Raw genomic sequence first — 18,116 nt, 5'->3', positions numbered from 1 at the left:
TCTATCCAGGAAATCATGCGGTTTTAATGACGATTGTACTTTTAATAACTAGTATATTTCAAATGTAATGAAGTTTCACAATATTTAGTTTTTTTATATTAATAATTTGTAGTTATTTAAATCTTGATATAATTTTAGGGAGATAACTAAAAAGAAACTGTCTCGTATTTTAGACAGCTATTTCAAATTAAATAATGTGAAAATTGCGATATGTTGTGGCTTTAAGACAAAATAAATAACTGTACCCAATTAAAGACGCATGTCTCTAATTGGGTACAGTTATTTATTTAGATTCTTCCTAAGTTAATGGATAATCCGATGCTTTGCTATCTTTTTATAAAGTGCGGATCGATGAATACCAAGCAAGCGCGCAGCCTGCATTTTATTCCCCTGAGTTTTTTGAAGTGCAGAATGAATCATTATCCTTTCAGCTTCTTCTAAACCCTCTTCCAATGTTTTAAGCGTTTCCCCATTAGTCAGTGAGTCTAAAAGCTGTCTTCCTGACTCTTCCATATTCTGAGTACCGGTATTATCGGCCCTAAGGGGTAGAGAAAGATGCCAGGGTTGAATCCAAGGCTCATCGCAAATAATAATAGCCCGTTCGAGGATGTTTTCTAATTCGCGGATATTACCCGGCCAATTATAAGAATGTAAATAAGTGAAGGAATCTTCAGATACACCTTCTATGAGTGTACCTAAGCGATGATTTATACGTTCGATTAAAGCATCAGTAAGAAGTTCCAAGTCCTCTCCTCTTTCCCTAAGCGGAGGAAGTTCGATACTTACGACATTAAGGCGATAATAAAGATCAAGCCTGAATTTATGTTCTATTACCATTTGGTGAAGATCACGGTTTGTTGCAGCGATAATACGAACATCAATCTTAATCGGCTGTGTCCCTCCGAGACGCTCGACTTCACGTTCCTGGATAGTTCTTAAAAGTTTAGCCTGCATTGATAAAGGCATATCTCCAATCTCATCGAGAAAAATAGTCCCTTTGTCCGCAAGTTCAAATTTTCCGGGTTTACCTCCCTTACGCGCTCCCGTAAACGCACCCTCTGCATAGCCGAACAGCTCAGATTCCAAGAGATTTTCAGGAACGGCAGCACAATTGATTTTAATAAACGGTCCTTCCTGTCGAAGACTTGCTTCATGAATTGAATGGGCAAAAACTTCCTTCCCTGTTCCACTTTCTCCAAGAAGCAAGATTGTCGAGTTTGTCAGGGCTGCGCGTTTAAGCAAGGTCTTAGCCGACTGCATTCGGGGGCTATTCCCAATAATATCTTTGCAGCAATACTGAGAAGTATTAAAACGATGCAGCTCCTTTTTATAATAAGCCAGATCATCTTCAAGGCGCATAACCTTTTTGGCAAACATCTTGGCAACTTCCATATTCTTAAACAGTGTTCTTCCCAAAGCACCAATAATTTTCCCGTTTTTCTCGACAGGAGCACGCATGATCAAATAATCTTTGCCATTATACTGCCACGTATCTCCAAACTTTGTCTCTCCCGACTTTAACGTTTCTGGCAATTTAGAATCAGGACTAACTTCAAGTACAGACTTGCCAATGACATCCTCTTCCTTAAGCTCCAGAATATCCAAGAAAAATTGGTTGATGATTTGAACTCTTTCTTGTTCATCAATAACGATAATTCCTTCATAAGAATTATCTACTATGGCTTCCAAGGTAGCTGTCAACCTTTCACTATGGCTTAAGCGATCGCTAACAGCTTTAAGCTCCGTAATATCTTTAAATATAGCAACTGCGCCTATGACCTTATCCTGTGTGACAATAGGCAGAAAATCTGTTTTAAAACTTTTATCGCCATAAATTTGGTGAACATCTCTTTGCGGCTGTGCAGTAACTAACGTTTGATAAGCAAGAGAATCAGGAAAAAACTGCTGAACAGGATTTCCAATGACTTTATCTGCTGGAATGCCTAAAATCTGCTCTGCTGAATTATTATAAAAAATTACTGTTCCCTGCGCATTAATCGCAACAATTCCGTTATGATCAGATTCGATTACACTTGTCACAAAATATTCAAGATCCTCAAGCAGCTGATCTAAAGCTTTTGCCACGAAACAAAGCTGGATCTCACCAACGAGTCTTCCCTCACGGTTAATCACAAAAGCTAAGGGTATTTTTTGCTCAATCAATTGCTGAAGGTTTTGTTTTGAACCATCTTCTATATTTAGAATAATTTCCGGCTTTTCAACAAAGTTCTCAAGGAGTGAACCGGAGTAATTTTTTAGAGGATTTTGAACTTGAGAATTAAGCTGTTCCATAAGGGATAAGCTATTGATAATACCCAAAAAAAGGCCGTCTTCATCCACAACTGGTGCTTGAGTTACGTGATTAGTCAAGAAGAAATTTACTGCACTAGAAAACGGCATTTTTCCGGACAAGCTTTGAACATTTGTCGAAACATATTTTTGCCATTCCAGCAGGGATAAACCAAGCGAAATAAAACCATCCATCTTCATTGCCCAAGAGTGAATATACACTCCATCCTTTCCGGAATGAATTTTGTAATATTAAGAATATTTGCCTAATATAAAGTACGAGTTATGGTTTCGAGTTTTATTAAGTAAACTCCTGCATAAGTAACAAAATATTTAAACTTTGCTCATACGGTTTCATTAACATTCATGATATACTACACTATAGTTTAAACGTCGGGTTCTAATTTACGAAATTCACTCAAGAAAGGAATTTTATCATTTGAATAAAATCAATTTAGAAAAATATGCCCGTTTAATTCTAACTATTGGCCTTAATTTGCAAAAAGATCAAATTCTTATTATTAACTCGCCTATAGAATGCGCTTACTTCACACGGATCGTTGCCGAAACAGCTTATAGAGAAGGCGCTCGTGATGTTGTCATTGTCTGGAAAGATGAACTTTTTTCAAAAATACGCTTTATGAACGCACCGGAAAATGTCTTCGAAGAATTCCCCAACTGGCAAAAGGAACTTTATTTAAGCTATATGCGGGCAGGCGCAGCCTTCCTTAGCATTGCCGCTAATGACCCGGAATTGATGAAAGACGTTAATCCTATTCGTCTTATGAAAGCTCAAAAAGCAGGTAATATTGCTCTAAAGGAATACCGTGAGAGTCTTATGAGCAATAAAAATGTCTGGTGTGTCATTTCTGTTCCAACAGCTTCATGGGCTAAAAAAGTATTTCCTCAAGCCAATGAAGAGGAGCAAATTGAAAAATTATGGGATTCAATCTTTAAAACAGTAAGAGTCGATCAACCTGACCCGGTAGACGCCTGGAAACGGCATAAAGAAAATCTAAAAAAACGAATGGATTATCTCAATCAATTAAATTTAAAATCATTGCACTATCAAAGCGCTTTAGGTACTAATTTGACTATTGAGCTTCCTGAAGGACATCTTTGGTTGGGGGGATCCGAATTTACACCTGAAGGTCTTGAATTTGTGGCCAATATACCGACCGAAGAAGTATTTACCCTACCCAAAAGAACAGGTGTAAATGGTAAAGTTGTTAGCTCTAAGCCATTAAATTATAACGGGAATTTAATTGAGAAATTTGACCTGACTTTTAAAGACGGGTATATTGTTAATTTTAATGCGGAAAAAGGTTATGAGGCTTTAAAGAATCTAATTGAAACAGATGAAGGTTCACATTATTTAGGGGAAGTTGCCCTTGTTCCATATGGCTCTCCAATTTCGAACTCAAACATTCTTTTTTATAATACTCTTTTTGATGAAAATGCCTCTTGTCATTTAGCGATCGGTAAGGCCTACCCCGTTTGCCTTAAGGGCGGTGATTTGTTAAGCTCAGAGGAACTCGAAAATTCCGGAGTCAATGATTCTTTAGTTCATGAGGATTTTATGATTGGAACAGCCGATTTAGAAATAACAGGAATAACAACAACGGGAGAAAAAATTCCTATTTTTAAAGCAGGAAATTTTGTAATATAAATAATCTCTCCGAGAAAAAAGCAGAACTCCGCCGCACATTTTTACATGTGAAAGCGGAGTTCTAAATTTACCTTCTTCATCTAATCTATTGCATTTCAAAAACCTTATTTAATCGGGTCATGATGAACAATTCTTTGACTACGCCTTGTGATCCCTTAATAATAACCCCACCGTTTTGTTGAAGTGCTCTTTTATGAAGTGCTACTAATACTCCAAGTCCTGAGCTATCAATATATGTCGCCCTTTGCATATTAATAACAAACCGATTGTGTCCTCTATCCACTAAATCATGGAGTTTTTCACGTAATAAAGCTGCATCCTCAACGAAGATCGTTCCACCAACATCTACATATATTTCCTGATCGCTTTCTCGAATATCGAATGCCATCTCATTTCCTCCTCGACATCGTTAGCTAATGCAGATTATTCTAAACCCTAAAACTTATGGTTTTACTTTAAAAGTATAAAGCTTTAGTCTAAAGATATCGCGAAAAATTTGTAGTGTTTTGTATGGATATTATAAAATTAATGTAAATAATTCTGCCTTAAAACGTCATCTTGTGGAGTCAATAGCAAGTTTATTTCAAGAGTTCATCGCGTTTTTTCTCATACTCTTCTGTTTCAATTTCACCTCGAGCATATCTCTCACGCAGTATATTTAAAGCATCGCCATCATGAAATCTCAAAAATGAACCTTTATTATATTTCCTATAATGACGAACAAGGAAAACTATAAGCAAAACAATAAAAATCCAAAATAAGAGATGCATTCCCATACCTACAAGTCCCATCCAACCAAAGTTTCCGTTATAGGCGCCATAGCCACCCAACCCGCAGCCACCGTGAAAACCAATTCCCCTTCCGAAGTAACCAAACATACTGATCAAGCCTCCTCCAACCTTTTTGTATATTCTCATCTTAAACTTAAACTTTTATTTTCTTATGAATTAAATGTGAACTTTTTGTGAAAATAAGGTAATATTTTATTTAGAACTGCTTGTTCATCTTAATATGAATGAATACATATGCGTTTTCATAAATATAAAGAAACGTTGCGAATGAGGGAAAAATATGCCTTCAAATCATGAACGAGATTGGTCGACAACGATAATGACGTATTCGACAGTAATCTTTGCGATTGTTTCTTTAATAACAGCATATATAACGATCACTTCCTGGCAAACACAGCGTCAAGCCGATCGCCCTTATTTCAGTATTAAGGGATCTCCGATCATTGAGATTGAAAGGAATATTACATTTGAGTTCAAATTTATCAATGTCGGTAAACATCCAGCCACAAATCTTGTCAGCAATACTTTTGTTTTTGATCAAAGCTTAAATGTCAAACCTGCTCACGTTGATGAGTATGCATTAATTAACGATATACCCCGTGAGATGACAACCCAGCTTGATATTCAAGTTGATAAACAATTAGTTTCGCCGGAAGAAGGAAAAATTCACCCACAGTTTATCGTTATTCAATTAACATATACTGATCCTGTTCTGAAACAAACCTATCAACAGGCAATGTATATGAAATGGGCAGGTTTAAATAATGGACACCAGCAACCCTTGATTCACGCAGAAACACGTGAAAAGGAAAAAATCCTTAATTACCTTAAGCAATATCATATATAGATTTTTTTAGAATCTCCCCTATGTTATAATAAATAAGATTGCTCTAAATCAGTTTATTACACTAAAGGTAAATGGGGTTTAGCTATGAAAACAATGTTCTCCCATCTTAGGACCGCAGTACATAATTTTTCTTCCGCAGGATTATCAATCCTACTGATTCGTTATTTTTACTTTTTTATCGGACTTTTTATCGGGAGCTTTGGAAACTATCTTACTATTCTTGCTCAAAACTTAGGCGTATCCCCTTGGGATGTTTTCCATCTCGGTGTTGCTAGACATCTTCCATCCTTAGGCTTGGGCACGATAACTATGATTGTGGGAGTCGCTCTTCTTATTCCATCGTATTTTCTTGGAATCAAAACTACCTTAGGAACCTTTATCAATATGTATTATTATGGTATAGTATTGAACGGATTTTTGTCTAGTCATATCGTCCCGCCCCCTAATAGTCTCCTAACGAATGTTATCTACCTTCTCTTGGGTATTTTAATCATTGGATTGGGGACATCCGTTTATTTACTTGCTGACACTGGTGCCGGGCCAAGAGATTCTTTAATGCTCGGACTTCATAGGAAAACTGGAATACGTATTGCTAAAATAAGAACCGGAATTGAAATAAGTGTGGTTATCCTTGGAATTTTACTTGGCGGATCATTTGGAATAGGCACGCTCATCTTTTCATTAACTATTGGCGTTAGTGTTGAAATGGCCATGCGAATACTGCGACCAATTCAAAAAAGGCTGCACTCCTCGTCCCTCGTATCCTAGAGAATGTAATATATGATAGGGCAATACCCGCAGATGATGATGTTCGTCTGCGGGTATTTATTATTAATTCCCTGGTGCTTGATTTAAAAACATATTTTGTAATATTCATAGTTAAAGAAGAGAATCCTATCCATATTACAGAATATTGGAGGCAAGTATGACCGTATTCTTAAGTCCAGAAAAGTCGCAAATCATTCAAAACAGGTTAAATAACAGCTACCTTAATACTTTAGTGAAATGGGTAAATATAAACGATCAATTGTTAGTCACAGGTTGCAATGGATATCTAAAACAAAATGAAAAATTCTGTTATTTATTAGAATGCTTAGGGCCTGTAATCTTAAACATAAAACCAGCAGAGCTTTTAAATATTGGGCACAATAAGAATCCTGGGGGCTGGGAGGAATTTAAAAAACTGCTCATTATGCGTCCAGACATAGGGCTGCTTGAAATTCGAGAAATAAATAAACGCAAGCAAATTCTTTTTTTCAACCGGAATGTCCTTAATGAAAGGCTTGCCAATCTGTATAATAATAATTTTTTGATAAAAATAAACTATCCTCGATCAGCTACTTTAGAAAAATGTCTTGAACATTTAGTTCAAAAAATAAGGAGCATAGATTTCCCTCATGAAATTGGTCTTTTTCTGGGTTATCCCTTAAAAGACGTACTTGGATTTATGGGGCTGGCTTCTCTCCCCTATATAAAGACGCAAGGCTGGAAGGTTTACGGCAATGAGAAATTATCAGATCAATGGTATGAGCGCTATCAGTCCGCACGCAAACTTATGCAGGAAAAAATCGGCATAGGTTCATGATAACGTGCGCATTGAAAAAAATTATGTGGGTTGGTGATAATTATGAAATATAAATGCCCATACTGTCAATTCAGTTACAGAGGTATAGATTGGGATTCCCAAACTCTTATGGAATTTAGTCAAGATAAAATAAACGATTTCAGCGATAACGATATCGAGTCCATTGAAATGCAGATCCCCGGTTATTTTTATATGTGTCCCGGTTGTGGAGCTGTCTCCAATATACGGGAAATTATGCTGACCAGTCTCGAATCCTAAATATAAGGGGCTGTTGCAAAAGACCCGAAAGCGTAGTTTCTCCCCTTCGAGGATAACTCGACTAAGGCTTAAGTTTCGTACCTCAACTTTAAGCCAGTCTCCTATATCACATAGAAGTGAACGATTCGTGGAGGGACGTGCAGGTGAACAAAGCTTTCGTAGCCGAAAGCCCCGATAGCCGTAAAAGCTATCGCACTTGTTTGAAGGGGTTTCGCGCTTTAGCTTAGCGCAGCCACAGGGCTTGGCCATGGATGGCCTGATGTCTCGGGTGCAAGGATGCACAGGAGCGACTAACATCAGGTATTGCCCAGAGGTTTGGCACGAAAGTGTCCGGTGGACATTTTCGCTCGAAGCGGCTATCTCCAAAGAATACTTAGCCGCTGAAGATAGCTGCTACGAAGGCAAAGTGAACCAGTCCCGGAACGCCTGAGTACGTGAGTCTCCGGTGGAGATTCACGCCCGAAGGTGCGGATATGCGAGAAACTACACGACCATAGGTTTTGCAACAGCCCCTTATTACAATTTTCTATATTCAATATTTACTCGTTCAAAATAGGTTGAGGTGCCTTGAACAACACAGCACCGCCAATAATAAAGAGAATAATGATACTGAATACACCATTATTTGTTTTCCCTGTAAGTTGAGTAACTATCGCGACTAAGAAAGGCCCCATAATTGCGGCAAATTTACCAAATATATTGTAAAAGCCGAAAAACTCATTGGCTTTTTCCTTAGGAACTAGCTTTCCAAAGTATGAACGGCTTAGCGCTTGAATTCCTCCTTGAGAAGTCCCCACCAATAAGGCAAGAATCCAAAAATCTAAAGTGCTGTTCAGGAAATAAGCGTAAATACATATAAAGGTATAAATACCGATACCCACATAAAGCATCGTCTTTCCTGGAAATTTCTCAGCAAGCCAACCATAAATAAGAGCAAAGGGAAAAGCGATAAATTGGGTAGCGAGAAGAATTACCAGCAGACTTGTGGAACTTATGCCCAAGTCCGCCCCATAAGAAGTCGCCATTTTGATAATTGTATCTACCCCGTCAATATAGAAAAAATAGGCTAACAGAAAAAGAAACAGGGCCTTATGATGATGAATGTTTTGAACCGTATTTACAAGGCGTCGAAAACTCTTTCTTATCGGCTCAGGCTCAACTTCAATACCATGAATTTGCTTAACATGCCTAAGCAAAGGAATTGTAAAGGCTCCCCACCAGATCGCTGTCAGAATAAACGATAAACGTGACGCATTTCCCACAGATAACGGTATTATATCGAATTGAGCGAGTATGACAATAGCCATGCAAAAGATAAAGGGAATCGTACTTCCGATATAACCCAGGGCGTACCCTGCTGAGGAAACGCGGTCCATCCGTTCTTCACTCGTAATATCGATCAGAAAAGCATCATAAAAAATAAGGCTTCCTGCAAAACCTATGGCATTAAGAATATAGAATATTAAAAGTGCCGGCCAATAAGCATCGGGAATAAAAGCCATTAATGCTGTAAATAGAACGCCCATTCCGAAAAAGAGGGTGAAAAACTTTTTCTTGTAGCCTTTATAATCTGCGATTGACCCCAGGATAGGCGCAAAAATTGCAAGAATCAACGTTGAAAGTGAGTTCGCATATCCCCAGTATGCCGTAGAAAGACTTGCTTCTCCCCCTCCGTTTGTAAAAACGGCTTTAAAGTACAGAGGAAGGATTGTTGAAGTTATAGTCATACTATAAGCGGAATTACCCCAGTCATAGAAGGCCCAACTTTGTTCAAGCTTACTGAGCTTAAGCATAAAACACTTCCCCTTCAATAGAAATCTTAAGCGGATTTTTAATTATAATTAATGATGAAGTATATTAAAGATTAAGAATTTCATCAAGAATTCGTCCATCAGCTTCCTCTAAGGAAATGCCAAGCAATCGAGCTAATGTCGGCCCTTCATCCACCAAACTGATCTCTCCTAATCTGACACCTTCCTTTATTCCTGCTCCACTGGCCATAAAGACGGTCGTGTAGTCTTTTTTAAATGGTGAATAACCATGTGCTGCCATTGTTCGATGATGAAGGACACCTATATCCTCAGGTTTAATCCTTTCAATAACTGTTCCTTCAAAAAGGTTAAGGAAATAATAACCATAAGCTGCTTCGAGCAAAAATGCACATTGAGGGTCTGCTCCCCATTTAATAGCATCAGCACTTGAATAGATCCCCTCCAGCGCCCCTGTTTTAAGCTTGAAATCCTCGAGTAAAAGATGAAGATTTTTAACGTCTTTGGGATCTTTTGGGTGCCGGGGATTCAAATAGACATAAGCAGATCCATCACAGCTTTGCACAATTGCCCGATAGTCCTTTAGCCTTCCCTTCATATCAAGGTCTATGTATCCATGATCTTTGAGTAAAATATTAAGCTTAATCACATGATCCTCATCAAGACTCCCGTGATCCCCAAGAATAACTACAGTGCTTTCCTCAAAGCTCTCCTGCTGTTGAAGTATTGATAATATTTCTCCCAAGCGTTGATCGTGATGTTCTAAGGCTGTCAGCGCTTCAGGAGAATGAAACCCGTGATAATGACGCATTGAATCAAGCTCAGTATAGTGAACTAAGGTAAGATCTGTTTTTTTATGAGCAAGCGTATAGAGCAATGATTGATGCGTAAAATTATCAAGTTCTGGCTGATGGATCCCATTTCTTAAATATCCAAATTTTTTATTCATGGTCCATTGATACCAGGGGCTGCCATTGAGCAATGACACAATAATCTGATTTTGCCAGGGACGATTCGCTAATACTTCAGGCATATTATAGGTTATTTTTGATTTTCCGGTAACAGGCCAGAGTAAAGCCGCTACTTTCATCCCTTTATCGAGGGCTAGATCAAATAATGTATCCCCTTCGATATATTTTCTCTGCCAATACCAGTCTGGAGATTCTCGATAAGGTTGAAAGAGCGTATTATTGACGATACCGTGATTTTTAGGGTATTTACCGGTGACAATTGAAACATGAGCGGGGTAGGTCAGGCTTGGATAAACGCTATATACTCTTTGGGCAAAGGACGCTTTTTCCAGAAATATACGAAAATTAGGAAGAGCTTTTAGATATTCAAAATCTAAGGTCGAGAGCCCGTCAAAGGAAATAACCAAAAGATTACGGGTCATTCTTCGCATGGGATCATTCCTTTTCATCTTTATTAACCCATATTATAGCATGCGCATTTGCGGAATCCTGTCGTTTAAAGGCTGTTATGCTTTGCGATCACAGCCTTTATGGTCAGCCAATCGATAAAATCGGGTAAATCATCTTTAAGCGGACGCAATTTATTACACCCCAATTTTTGGATGGCCTCAAGGACAAGTTCTTCATGTCCGGCGGGAATTAATTCGTTCCATGGAAGAGCATGCCCTTCGACTTGGCAGCGAATAAGGTGATCTTGAATGGTTGGAAGAGACAATTTTCGTAATTGAGTTATCTGCTCAATCGTTTTCCCTTCTTTAAAAAGCTGGAGCGTTTGCAGATGGCTTGGGACTTTTTCTAATCGCTTATTCGGAGCTTGCACTGCTTCGTTTTCTTCAGCAAAGGCGTTTTGATTTTCTGATTTTTGAGGTTCTGATGAGTTTTGAGGATTTAATACGAAAGCTTGAATTTCATCCATGAATTCCTTGCTGTATTTTTCGAGTTTCTTTTCTCCAACTCCGCCGATACGAATAAAAGCGGTCCGATTCATCGGGCAAACTTCTGCCATTTCTCGAAGGGTACTATCTGAAAAGATCATATATGGGGGTAAGTTTTCACGAGAAGCAATTTCGCGGCGGAGAATCCTCAGTCTTTCAAAAAGATTGGGTTGTTCAGGGCTCTTATCAACTAATCTGCGTGATACCTTTTGATAGACCTTCTCTTCCCCTTTGAGAACAGGTATACTATTAGGTTCAAGTTTAACTACAGGGTATTCTCCCGTTGACAACCGAAGGTAGTTTTCGGTCATCAAATAATTGATGCGGTCTTTGATCTCCTGAACAGATTGATCGCTCATAATCCCATAAGTCGAAAGGCGGTCGAGTTGAAGCTGCAGAATCTTTTTATTGCGAGAACCTTTAAGAACCTCAGCAATAAGATTAATCCCGAAACGCTCGCGCATGCGAACGATACAGGAAAAGATCTTCTGGGCATCAATCGTTATATCGAGTAATTCACGGTCATCCAGACAATTACCACAGGCACCGCATTCTTCCGGAGCATTTCTTTCCCCAAAATACTCGAGAATCGTTTTGCGCAAACAGCGTGTAGTGTGGCAATAATCCACCATATCCTGAAGTTTTTTAAGTTCATTGCTGCGCCGTTCAGGCTGCAATGTCGTTTGCTCAATCATATGACGCTGCAGTACGACATCCTGCGGCGAGAATAGCAGAATACATTCAGCCGGTTCGCCGTCACGGCCGCCTCTTCCTGCTTCCTGATAATAAGCTTCCATATTTTTAGGCATATTATAATGAATCACATAACGCACATTCGATTTATCGATACCCATGCCAAAGGCATTTGTGGCAATAATAAGCGGTGTTTTATCATAAAGAAAATCTTCTTGGCTTTTTTGACGATCCAAATCGCTCATTCCTGCATGGTATCTACTTACAGCGATCCTTTTCCCTCGCAGAAAAGTATGCAGGGCATCCACTTCTTTTCGCGTTGCAGCATAAACGATTCCAGATTGATCGTGATGAGATTTTATAAAGTCCAGAAGGTAGACTTTCTTATTCTCTCCACGCAATGTGGAAAAGGTTAGGTTCGGTCGATCAAAGCCAGTAACAAACACTTCAGGATTCTTAAGCCTCAAGTGTTTAATAATATCCTTTTTTACCTCTTCCGTTGCCGTAGCGGTAAACGCCCCAAGTAATGGGCGTTTTGTCAATCTTTCCATAAATTGACGGATGTGAAGATAGCTTGGCCGAAAATCATGACCCCACTGCGAAACACAATGGGCCTCATCAATAGCTATAAAGGAAACTTCCAGTGTTTCCAGTAAAGCGAGAAAAGATTCAGTTTCCAAGCGTTCCGGAGCAATGTAGAGAAGCTTAAATTTATCTTGCTTGACCTGGGTTATCCGAGAATAGGTTTCCCGCGAAGAAAGCGAACTATTAATATACGTCGCCGGAACGCCGAATTCTTGCAGTGCATCCACTTGGTCTTTCATCAAAGAGATAAGCGGTGATATAACGAGGGTTACTCCCTTAAAAAGGAGTGCAGGAATTTGATAGGCTAAGGATTTACCGGCTCCAGTCGGCATAATAGCTAAGGTATCTCTTCCTGAAAGCAAGCTTGCTATGACTTCCTTCTGCCCGCTCCTAAATTGGCTATAACCAAAATAATGCTTCAATATTTCTAGGGCTTTTTCCATAAAAAAACTCCTTCTGGGCAATCCGTAAATCAAAACGAATTAAAACCATTAGGAGTATTCGTGAGAAAATGAAGATTTCCTTTAATAACCTGCTTTTCTATTCTTCCGACTCAAAAAGTGCTATAAGCTCTTTTTCCGTTAATCTAGAAAGCAGAGTTTCCCCCGGCTGAATAACAGCTTGAATCAGTTCTTTCTTTTTCTCTTGCAGCGCGAGGACCTTTTCCTCAATCGTTCCTTGAGTGACAAGTTTAATCACCTGTACAGCATTTTTTTGACCGATACGATGAGCACGATCAGTGGCTTGATCCTCAACCGCAGGATTCCACCAAGGATCAAAATGGATAACCATATCAGCACCGGTAAGGTTAAGACCGGTTCCTCCTGCTTTTAAGGAAATAAGAAAAATCTGACCTATTCCTCCATTAAATAATTCAACCATTTGCATACGATCTAATGATTTTGTTGATCCATTTAAATAAAAATACTCTATTTTCTCTTGAACTAAATACTGTTGAATGATATCAAGCATCGTCGTAAATGGAGAAAACACTAAAATACGATGACCGCTTTCCAGCGCGCTCGTGATGACTTCCTGGAACAACTCCATTTTTCCGCTTTCGCCCTTATAATCTTCAATAAACATAGCGGGATGAGAACAAATCTGACGCAGACGTGTCAGCGCTGCAAGAATTTTGATTTGACTTCTTTCGAAACCAACCGCAGCAATTTCTTGGGCAATATTTTTTTTAGCTTCATGAAGATAGGCAAGGTATATTTTTGTTTGTTCCTCTGTCATCGGAGCGCTTAACCGAGTTTCTATCTTTTCGGGAAGCTCTACAAGAACATCTTTTTTCAGCCGCCTTAGAATAAACGGAGAAACATGCCTGCTGAGTTCAAGCAGCGGTTCAGTGTCTTCTTCTTTGATTATTGGAAGCTCATATTTCTTGCGGAATTCCTGATGAGATAAAAGATAGCCCGGCATGATAAATTGAAAGATAGACCATAGCTCAGAAAGCGAATTTTCTATCGGGGTTCCCGTAAGAGCGAAATATCCTTTGGCTTGAAGCTGTTGGACAGACCGAGCGTTGATCGTTTGCGGGTTTTTGATGTGTTGAGCTTCATCCAAGAAACAGTACGAAAATTCAAGTTTCGTATATATTTCCGAATCGCGCCTCAGAAGCGGATATGATGTGATCACAAGATCCCATTGTCCAAGATCATTCAGTAATTCTTGGCGAGTTTGAGGCGGCCCGTCAACAACAAGAACTTTGAGATCAGGAGTAAATTTACGGGCTTCTTCCTGCCAATTATAAATTAGAGAAGTAGGGGCAACAACCAAAGCAGGTTGGTTTAAATTTGTTTTTTCAGAAAGAATAAAAGCTAAAACTTCCAAGGTTTTCCCAAGTCCCATATCATCCGCTAGGATTCCTCCCAGTCCATAAGCTGCCAAGGTTTTTAGCCACTGAAAACCTGTTTTCTGATAGTCTCTAAGCACCTTTTGTAAAGACGATGGAATCTCAAACTCACCGTCATGCGGTTCCAATATACTCTGAACCAGTTGTTTAAACGCTTTGTTGCGTTGAATTCCCGTTAAATTCGTTTGACGCAGATAGTTGTCAATATATAGGGCACGGTACTTCGGAAGAGTCAGAACGGAATTCTCCAAGTCTTCAGGGGAAAGATTCAAATAATCCACGAGATGGGCTACCGTTTGAAGTTCAGGTTGTTCCAATTTCAGAAAAGTACCGTCCTTTAAACGATAATACTTTTTCTTAAGCTGAAGCGCTTGAAATATATCCACTAATTCTTTCTCTTCAATATCGTTATAATGAAAAGATATCTCAAGCAAATCCATTTTCTCATCTAAACGAATAGCTCCGGAAAATGAGACTGAGCTGTGAATGGTTAATTTAAAGTCTTCGGAATAATAAATTTCTGCAAGCTCCTGAAGTTTTGGAAGATAAGCGGCCGCAAATTCAAAAATCCTTTGTTCGTCTTCCAGATGGATTTTCCCCTGATTGACGCTGAATTCTGCAAGCTCTAGAAGTGTCAATATTTGGCGTTCCTCTTCAACCGCACGAATCAGAATGATATCCTGTGAAGCTTTATTATTATGCGCATCACTTGTCGGGGAAAATGGATTGATGACAGTCGTGCCATAATGGAACTCGACTCGGGCCTCAATTCCGTTATCGTTGCTTCGTTCAAAATAAAGCTGGGTGACGAGTTTCTCATGGCTGAATTTATTGGCAAGATCAGGATCAATTGAGACTTTTCCCATCTTTTCCAGTGAAGGCAGCGCTTCGGAAATAAAAAATTCTTTGCTCGAAGCGGGCAAGATTAAGCTGGAAGAAAACTCTTTACGCAAAGCTTTTAACATCGGGGGAAGAATTTGCTGCTGTGAAGGTGATGCCTGATAAATTCTTTGCTGGTACAAAAAATAGCTTCCATCAGAAAGTAATTGAACAGGAAGATCTTCATCCTCTAAGGTTAGGACAAGATCGTCTTCCTCAGAATTAAGGGAAAGCTCGATAGGAAGTGCCTGACGAAGAATTTTCGTTTGCTGCACAGGGTCAACTGATTCTATATAAAGATTAAAGGGCTTATCTCCAAGAGCATCTAGAAATGTTTTAAAATATACCCCTTTTAAAGGAACGTACTTTTTATTTGTAAAAACTGTCCCGGTATAAGAATTCACCATTTCAGACCAAGCAAGATTTTGTTCATACATTTTATAGAGAAAATCAATGATAGGGCGATCCTCTTCTTTAAACGTTTGGCGATCGGGTTCAAAGGTGAATTGCTTACCGAACTCTAACGATTTTCCTTTATCAAGGGCATTAAGAAATAAGCCGATATCTTTTACGACATAGAGCCGTTGAAATCCTATCTTTAAGGAGAATTGAGCCATTATCCGATATCTCGGAACAATATATACTTCAAGCTCTACCTCTAGATTCAGTTCTTCTTTAAATCGTTCTGAATTCGTATTTTGAAAAAATGATAGAAATTCTTGGGTTGAGGAGCTTTTAGCCTTATTTTTAAAAATTAAGGGCAAAGCAGCTTGGGCACTTTTGATAACTGCGATAATATGCTTACACGCCCCGGACTGCCGGTTATATGCAGGACAACTGCAATGATAACGCTGGATTCTGCCCTCGGGAGACAGTTTGAGCTGTGTTAAATAACGAGATGTTCCTGAAACAAAAGCCTTTATGATTCGGTCCGCCGGATTATATTCGAGAGGCCCTACTTTTCCGGCTTGATAATAAGCAATACCTAATTCATAGGCTGTCGGATAGCTTGCTAAGGCACGCATTTGTTTATCTGTAATCTCTAGACGAAACATGAGAAAGACTCCTTTAAAATAGGTCCCAAATAATATAAAAGCTATTATAACATAATTTCTCTAAGATTACGCTTTACTCTTAAGGCAAAAAAAGGCAGAACTTCTCTATTCATGAAGAGAAAGCCCGCCCTTTAAGATCTAAAATTAAATTTGATTGTTTTTCATGGATTGAAGCTTACGAATCCCTTCTGCCGCCCATTTTGAATCATGCAGAATAGCGCGGCCTACGCCGATTAGATCCGCTTTGCCATCAATAAGCAATTGTTCTGCAGTTTCTATTTGCGTAATTCCACCCGTTAAAATAACAGGAATTGAAACCACTTTTCTTATTCCCTCTGTCAACGCAGGAAATCTTCCTTCAGCAGCTGGGCGCATATAGCCGCAGAGACCTGCGGAAATATCCAGGATGCTGATCCCCGCTTTCTCAAATTCGCGAGCTGCAAATTGGCTGTCTTCAAGCGTAGTGCCCCCTTCCATAAAGTCGGAGGCCCCCAGCCTTAAGAGAAGAGGATAATCTTCACCTACCTCCGCGCGAACAGCTTTAATCACCTGGAGGTGAAGTCGAATTCGATTTTCAAGTGTTCCTCCATATTCATCCGTACGTTTATTCGTAAGCGGCGATAAAAACTGATTGAGAAGATAACCATGAGCGGAATGAATCTCCACTCCGTCGAAACCCGCTTCTTTTGTACGGCGCGCAGCATTTTTAAAGGCTTGAACAATATTCGCTATCTCTTCTTGGGTAAGTTCATGAGGCAGTTCTCCCCCAGTGCGAGGATTAATGATTGCCGAAGGAGCAACAGGAGAATAACCTGTAACTTCACTCGATGCCGCACTTCCCGCATGATTGATCTGCATCATTGTTTTTGATCCGTTTTGATGGATAACCTCGGCTAAATGTTTTAAATCCCCAATCATACTGTTCTCAGCAACGGATAGCTGATTTTTACTGGCTTTTCCCTTTTGCTCAATAAAGCTGTGCTCTATGATGACAAGCGAAAGATATCCTCCCGCTGTTTTTTCTTTATAATAGTCAAGAATAGCTTGACTGACACGTCCATCAGCTTCAGCTTTAGATGTGGCCATCGGTGGCATGATCAGGCGATGGGTCAAGGTTAGTGATCCGGCCTGGATAGGTTCAAGTAATTTTGTCATAAAAAGTCCCTCCGATATCAATAAAAAGTAGATATAAATTTAGTATAAAACATTAAACACCAAATTACATTTTAAAACGATATCCGGCACCCCAAACGGTTTCAATATATTGCGGATTTGAGGGTTCACTTTCAATCTTCTCACGAATTCGTGCAATATGTACCGTTACGGTCGAAGATTCTCCCAAGGCTTCCAGCCCCCAGATTTGTTCGAAGAGTTTATCCCGACTAAATACGCAATTGGGATTTTGCGCAAGAAAAAGGAGAATATCAAATTCTTTCTGGGCAAGATTTACTTCTATACCTTGACGAAAAACTCGGCGAGCATCTTTTTCAATTCTTAAGCCTCGAATGGACAATTCAGTCTGTTTGCTCACGCCTTGGTTAAAACGTTGTTTCAAACGTTCATAGTTTTCAAGGTGGGATTTTACCCGAGCCACGAGTTCGCCAGGACTAAAAGGTTTTGTAATATAGTCATCAGCTCCCAAATTTAAACCTTTAATTTTATCGATTTCTTCTTTCTTTGCTGAAACAAGGAGAACAGGAATACCTTTGTTCTCTTTGATTTTGCGAAGAATCTCCAAGCCGTCGAAGCCTGGAAGCATAATATCGAGAATCAAAAGACTATATTCAGATCGAGGGTCTTCAAGAACGTTTAATCCTTCTTTTCCATCTAAACAAATGGTAACGTTAAAGCCCGCAACTTCAAGATAATCTTTTTGCAATTCGGCAATACTTAAATCATCTTCAATAATAAGAATATCCTTCAATGGCACTG

At 39.2% G+C, this 18,116-nt stretch carries 14 protein-coding genes; 5 read left to right on the top strand and 9 right to left on the bottom strand.

Features of this window, described 5'->3' with window-relative positions:
* Positions 1 to 303: 303 nt before the first annotated feature.
* On the bottom strand, positions 304 to 2,484 hold the full coding sequence (locus ACHOLT_RS13360; protein ID WP_425801477.1) for a sigma 54-interacting transcriptional regulator: 2,181 nt from the start codon (positions 2,482 to 2,484) through the stop codon (positions 304 to 306).
* A gap of 244 nt (positions 2,485 to 2,728) precedes the next feature.
* On the opposite strand from ACHOLT_RS13360, the gene ACHOLT_RS13355 reads away from it, so the two are divergent.
* Positions 2,729 to 3,958, top strand: a complete 1,230-nt coding sequence (locus ACHOLT_RS13355) for an aminopeptidase (protein ID WP_425801474.1) — start codon at positions 2,729 to 2,731, stop codon at positions 3,956 to 3,958.
* 85 nt (positions 3,959 to 4,043) lie between these two features.
* Here ACHOLT_RS13355 and ACHOLT_RS13350 read toward each other — a convergent pair whose 3' ends face one another.
* Complete coding sequence (locus ACHOLT_RS13350) at positions 4,044 to 4,346, bottom strand: STAS domain-containing protein (RefSeq protein WP_425801471.1); 303 nt, start codon at positions 4,344 to 4,346, stop codon at positions 4,044 to 4,046.
* Positions 4,347 to 4,536: 190 nt separating this feature from the next.
* Positions 4,537 to 4,836, bottom strand: coding sequence for an SHOCT domain-containing protein (locus tag ACHOLT_RS13345; protein WP_425801469.1), 300 nt, complete (start codon positions 4,834 to 4,836; stop codon positions 4,537 to 4,539).
* Positions 4,837 to 5,029: 193 nt separating this feature from the next.
* On the opposite strand from ACHOLT_RS13345, the gene ACHOLT_RS13340 reads away from it, so the two are divergent.
* The 4 genes from ACHOLT_RS13340 to ACHOLT_RS13325 all read left to right on the top strand — a co-directional run bounded on the left by ACHOLT_RS13340 (position 5,030) and on the right by ACHOLT_RS13325 (position 7,439).
* Positions 5,030 to 5,596, top strand: a complete 567-nt coding sequence (locus ACHOLT_RS13340) for a hypothetical protein (RefSeq protein ID WP_425801467.1) — start codon at positions 5,030 to 5,032, stop codon at positions 5,594 to 5,596.
* A gap of 84 nt (positions 5,597 to 5,680) precedes the next feature.
* Entirely contained in the window at positions 5,681 to 6,364 is a 684-nt protein-coding gene (locus ACHOLT_RS13335) for a YczE/YyaS/YitT family protein (protein WP_425801465.1), read from the top strand.
* 157 nt (positions 6,365 to 6,521) lie between these two features.
* Positions 6,522 to 7,181, top strand: a complete 660-nt coding sequence (locus tag ACHOLT_RS13330; protein ID WP_425801462.1) for a DUF3793 family protein — start codon at positions 6,522 to 6,524, stop codon at positions 7,179 to 7,181.
* Between the two features lie 108 nt (positions 7,182 to 7,289).
* The gene (locus tag ACHOLT_RS13325; protein ID WP_425801459.1) at positions 7,290 to 7,439 is read left to right on the top strand and encodes a hypothetical protein; all 150 of its coding nucleotides are present in this window, start codon (positions 7,290 to 7,292) and stop codon (positions 7,437 to 7,439) included.
* Between the two features lie 539 nt (positions 7,440 to 7,978).
* Here ACHOLT_RS13325 and ACHOLT_RS13320 read toward each other — a convergent pair.
* The 6 genes from ACHOLT_RS13320 to ACHOLT_RS13295 all read right to left on the bottom strand — a co-directional run bounded on the left by ACHOLT_RS13320 (position 7,979) and on the right by ACHOLT_RS13295 (position 18,108).
* Positions 7,979 to 9,232 carry an MFS transporter gene (locus tag ACHOLT_RS13320; protein ID WP_425801456.1) on the bottom strand — a complete coding sequence of 418 codons (1,254 nt, stop codon included), beginning with the start codon at positions 9,230 to 9,232 and terminating at the stop codon, positions 7,979 to 7,981.
* 64 nt (positions 9,233 to 9,296) lie between these two features.
* Positions 9,297 to 10,610 carry an ectonucleotide pyrophosphatase/phosphodiesterase gene (locus tag ACHOLT_RS13315; protein ID WP_425808059.1) on the bottom strand — a complete coding sequence of 438 codons (1,314 nt, stop codon included), beginning with the start codon at positions 10,608 to 10,610 and terminating at the stop codon, positions 9,297 to 9,299.
* Between the two features lie 65 nt (positions 10,611 to 10,675).
* Positions 10,676 to 12,835: a DNA helicase RecQ gene (recQ, locus tag ACHOLT_RS13310; RefSeq protein ID WP_425801454.1), complete on the bottom strand. Its 2,160-nt coding sequence runs from the start codon at positions 12,833 to 12,835 to the stop codon at positions 10,676 to 10,678.
* 97 nt (positions 12,836 to 12,932) lie between these two features.
* Positions 12,933 to 16,184, bottom strand: coding sequence for an SNF2 helicase associated domain-containing protein (locus ACHOLT_RS13305; protein WP_425801451.1), 3,252 nt, complete (start codon positions 16,182 to 16,184; stop codon positions 12,933 to 12,935).
* Between the two features lie 144 nt (positions 16,185 to 16,328).
* Entirely contained in the window at positions 16,329 to 17,339 is a 1,011-nt protein-coding gene (locus ACHOLT_RS13300; protein ID WP_425801448.1) for an NADH:flavin oxidoreductase, read from the bottom strand.
* A 64-nt stretch (positions 17,340 to 17,403) separates the two neighbouring features.
* Positions 17,404 to 18,108: a response regulator transcription factor gene (locus ACHOLT_RS13295; RefSeq protein ID WP_425801445.1), complete on the bottom strand. Its 705-nt coding sequence runs from the start codon at positions 18,106 to 18,108 to the stop codon at positions 17,404 to 17,406.
* Positions 18,109 to 18,116: the final 8 nt, after the last annotated feature.

Origin of the sequence: Desulfitobacterium nosdiversum (assembly GCF_049860565.1) — a bacterium.
Taxonomy (GTDB): domain Bacteria; phylum Bacillota; class Desulfitobacteriia; order Desulfitobacteriales; family Desulfitobacteriaceae; genus Desulfitobacterium_A; species Desulfitobacterium_A nosdiversum.
The sequence above is the reverse complement of the archived record's forward strand: the minus strand, read 5'-3'. Positions and strand labels throughout refer to the sequence as shown.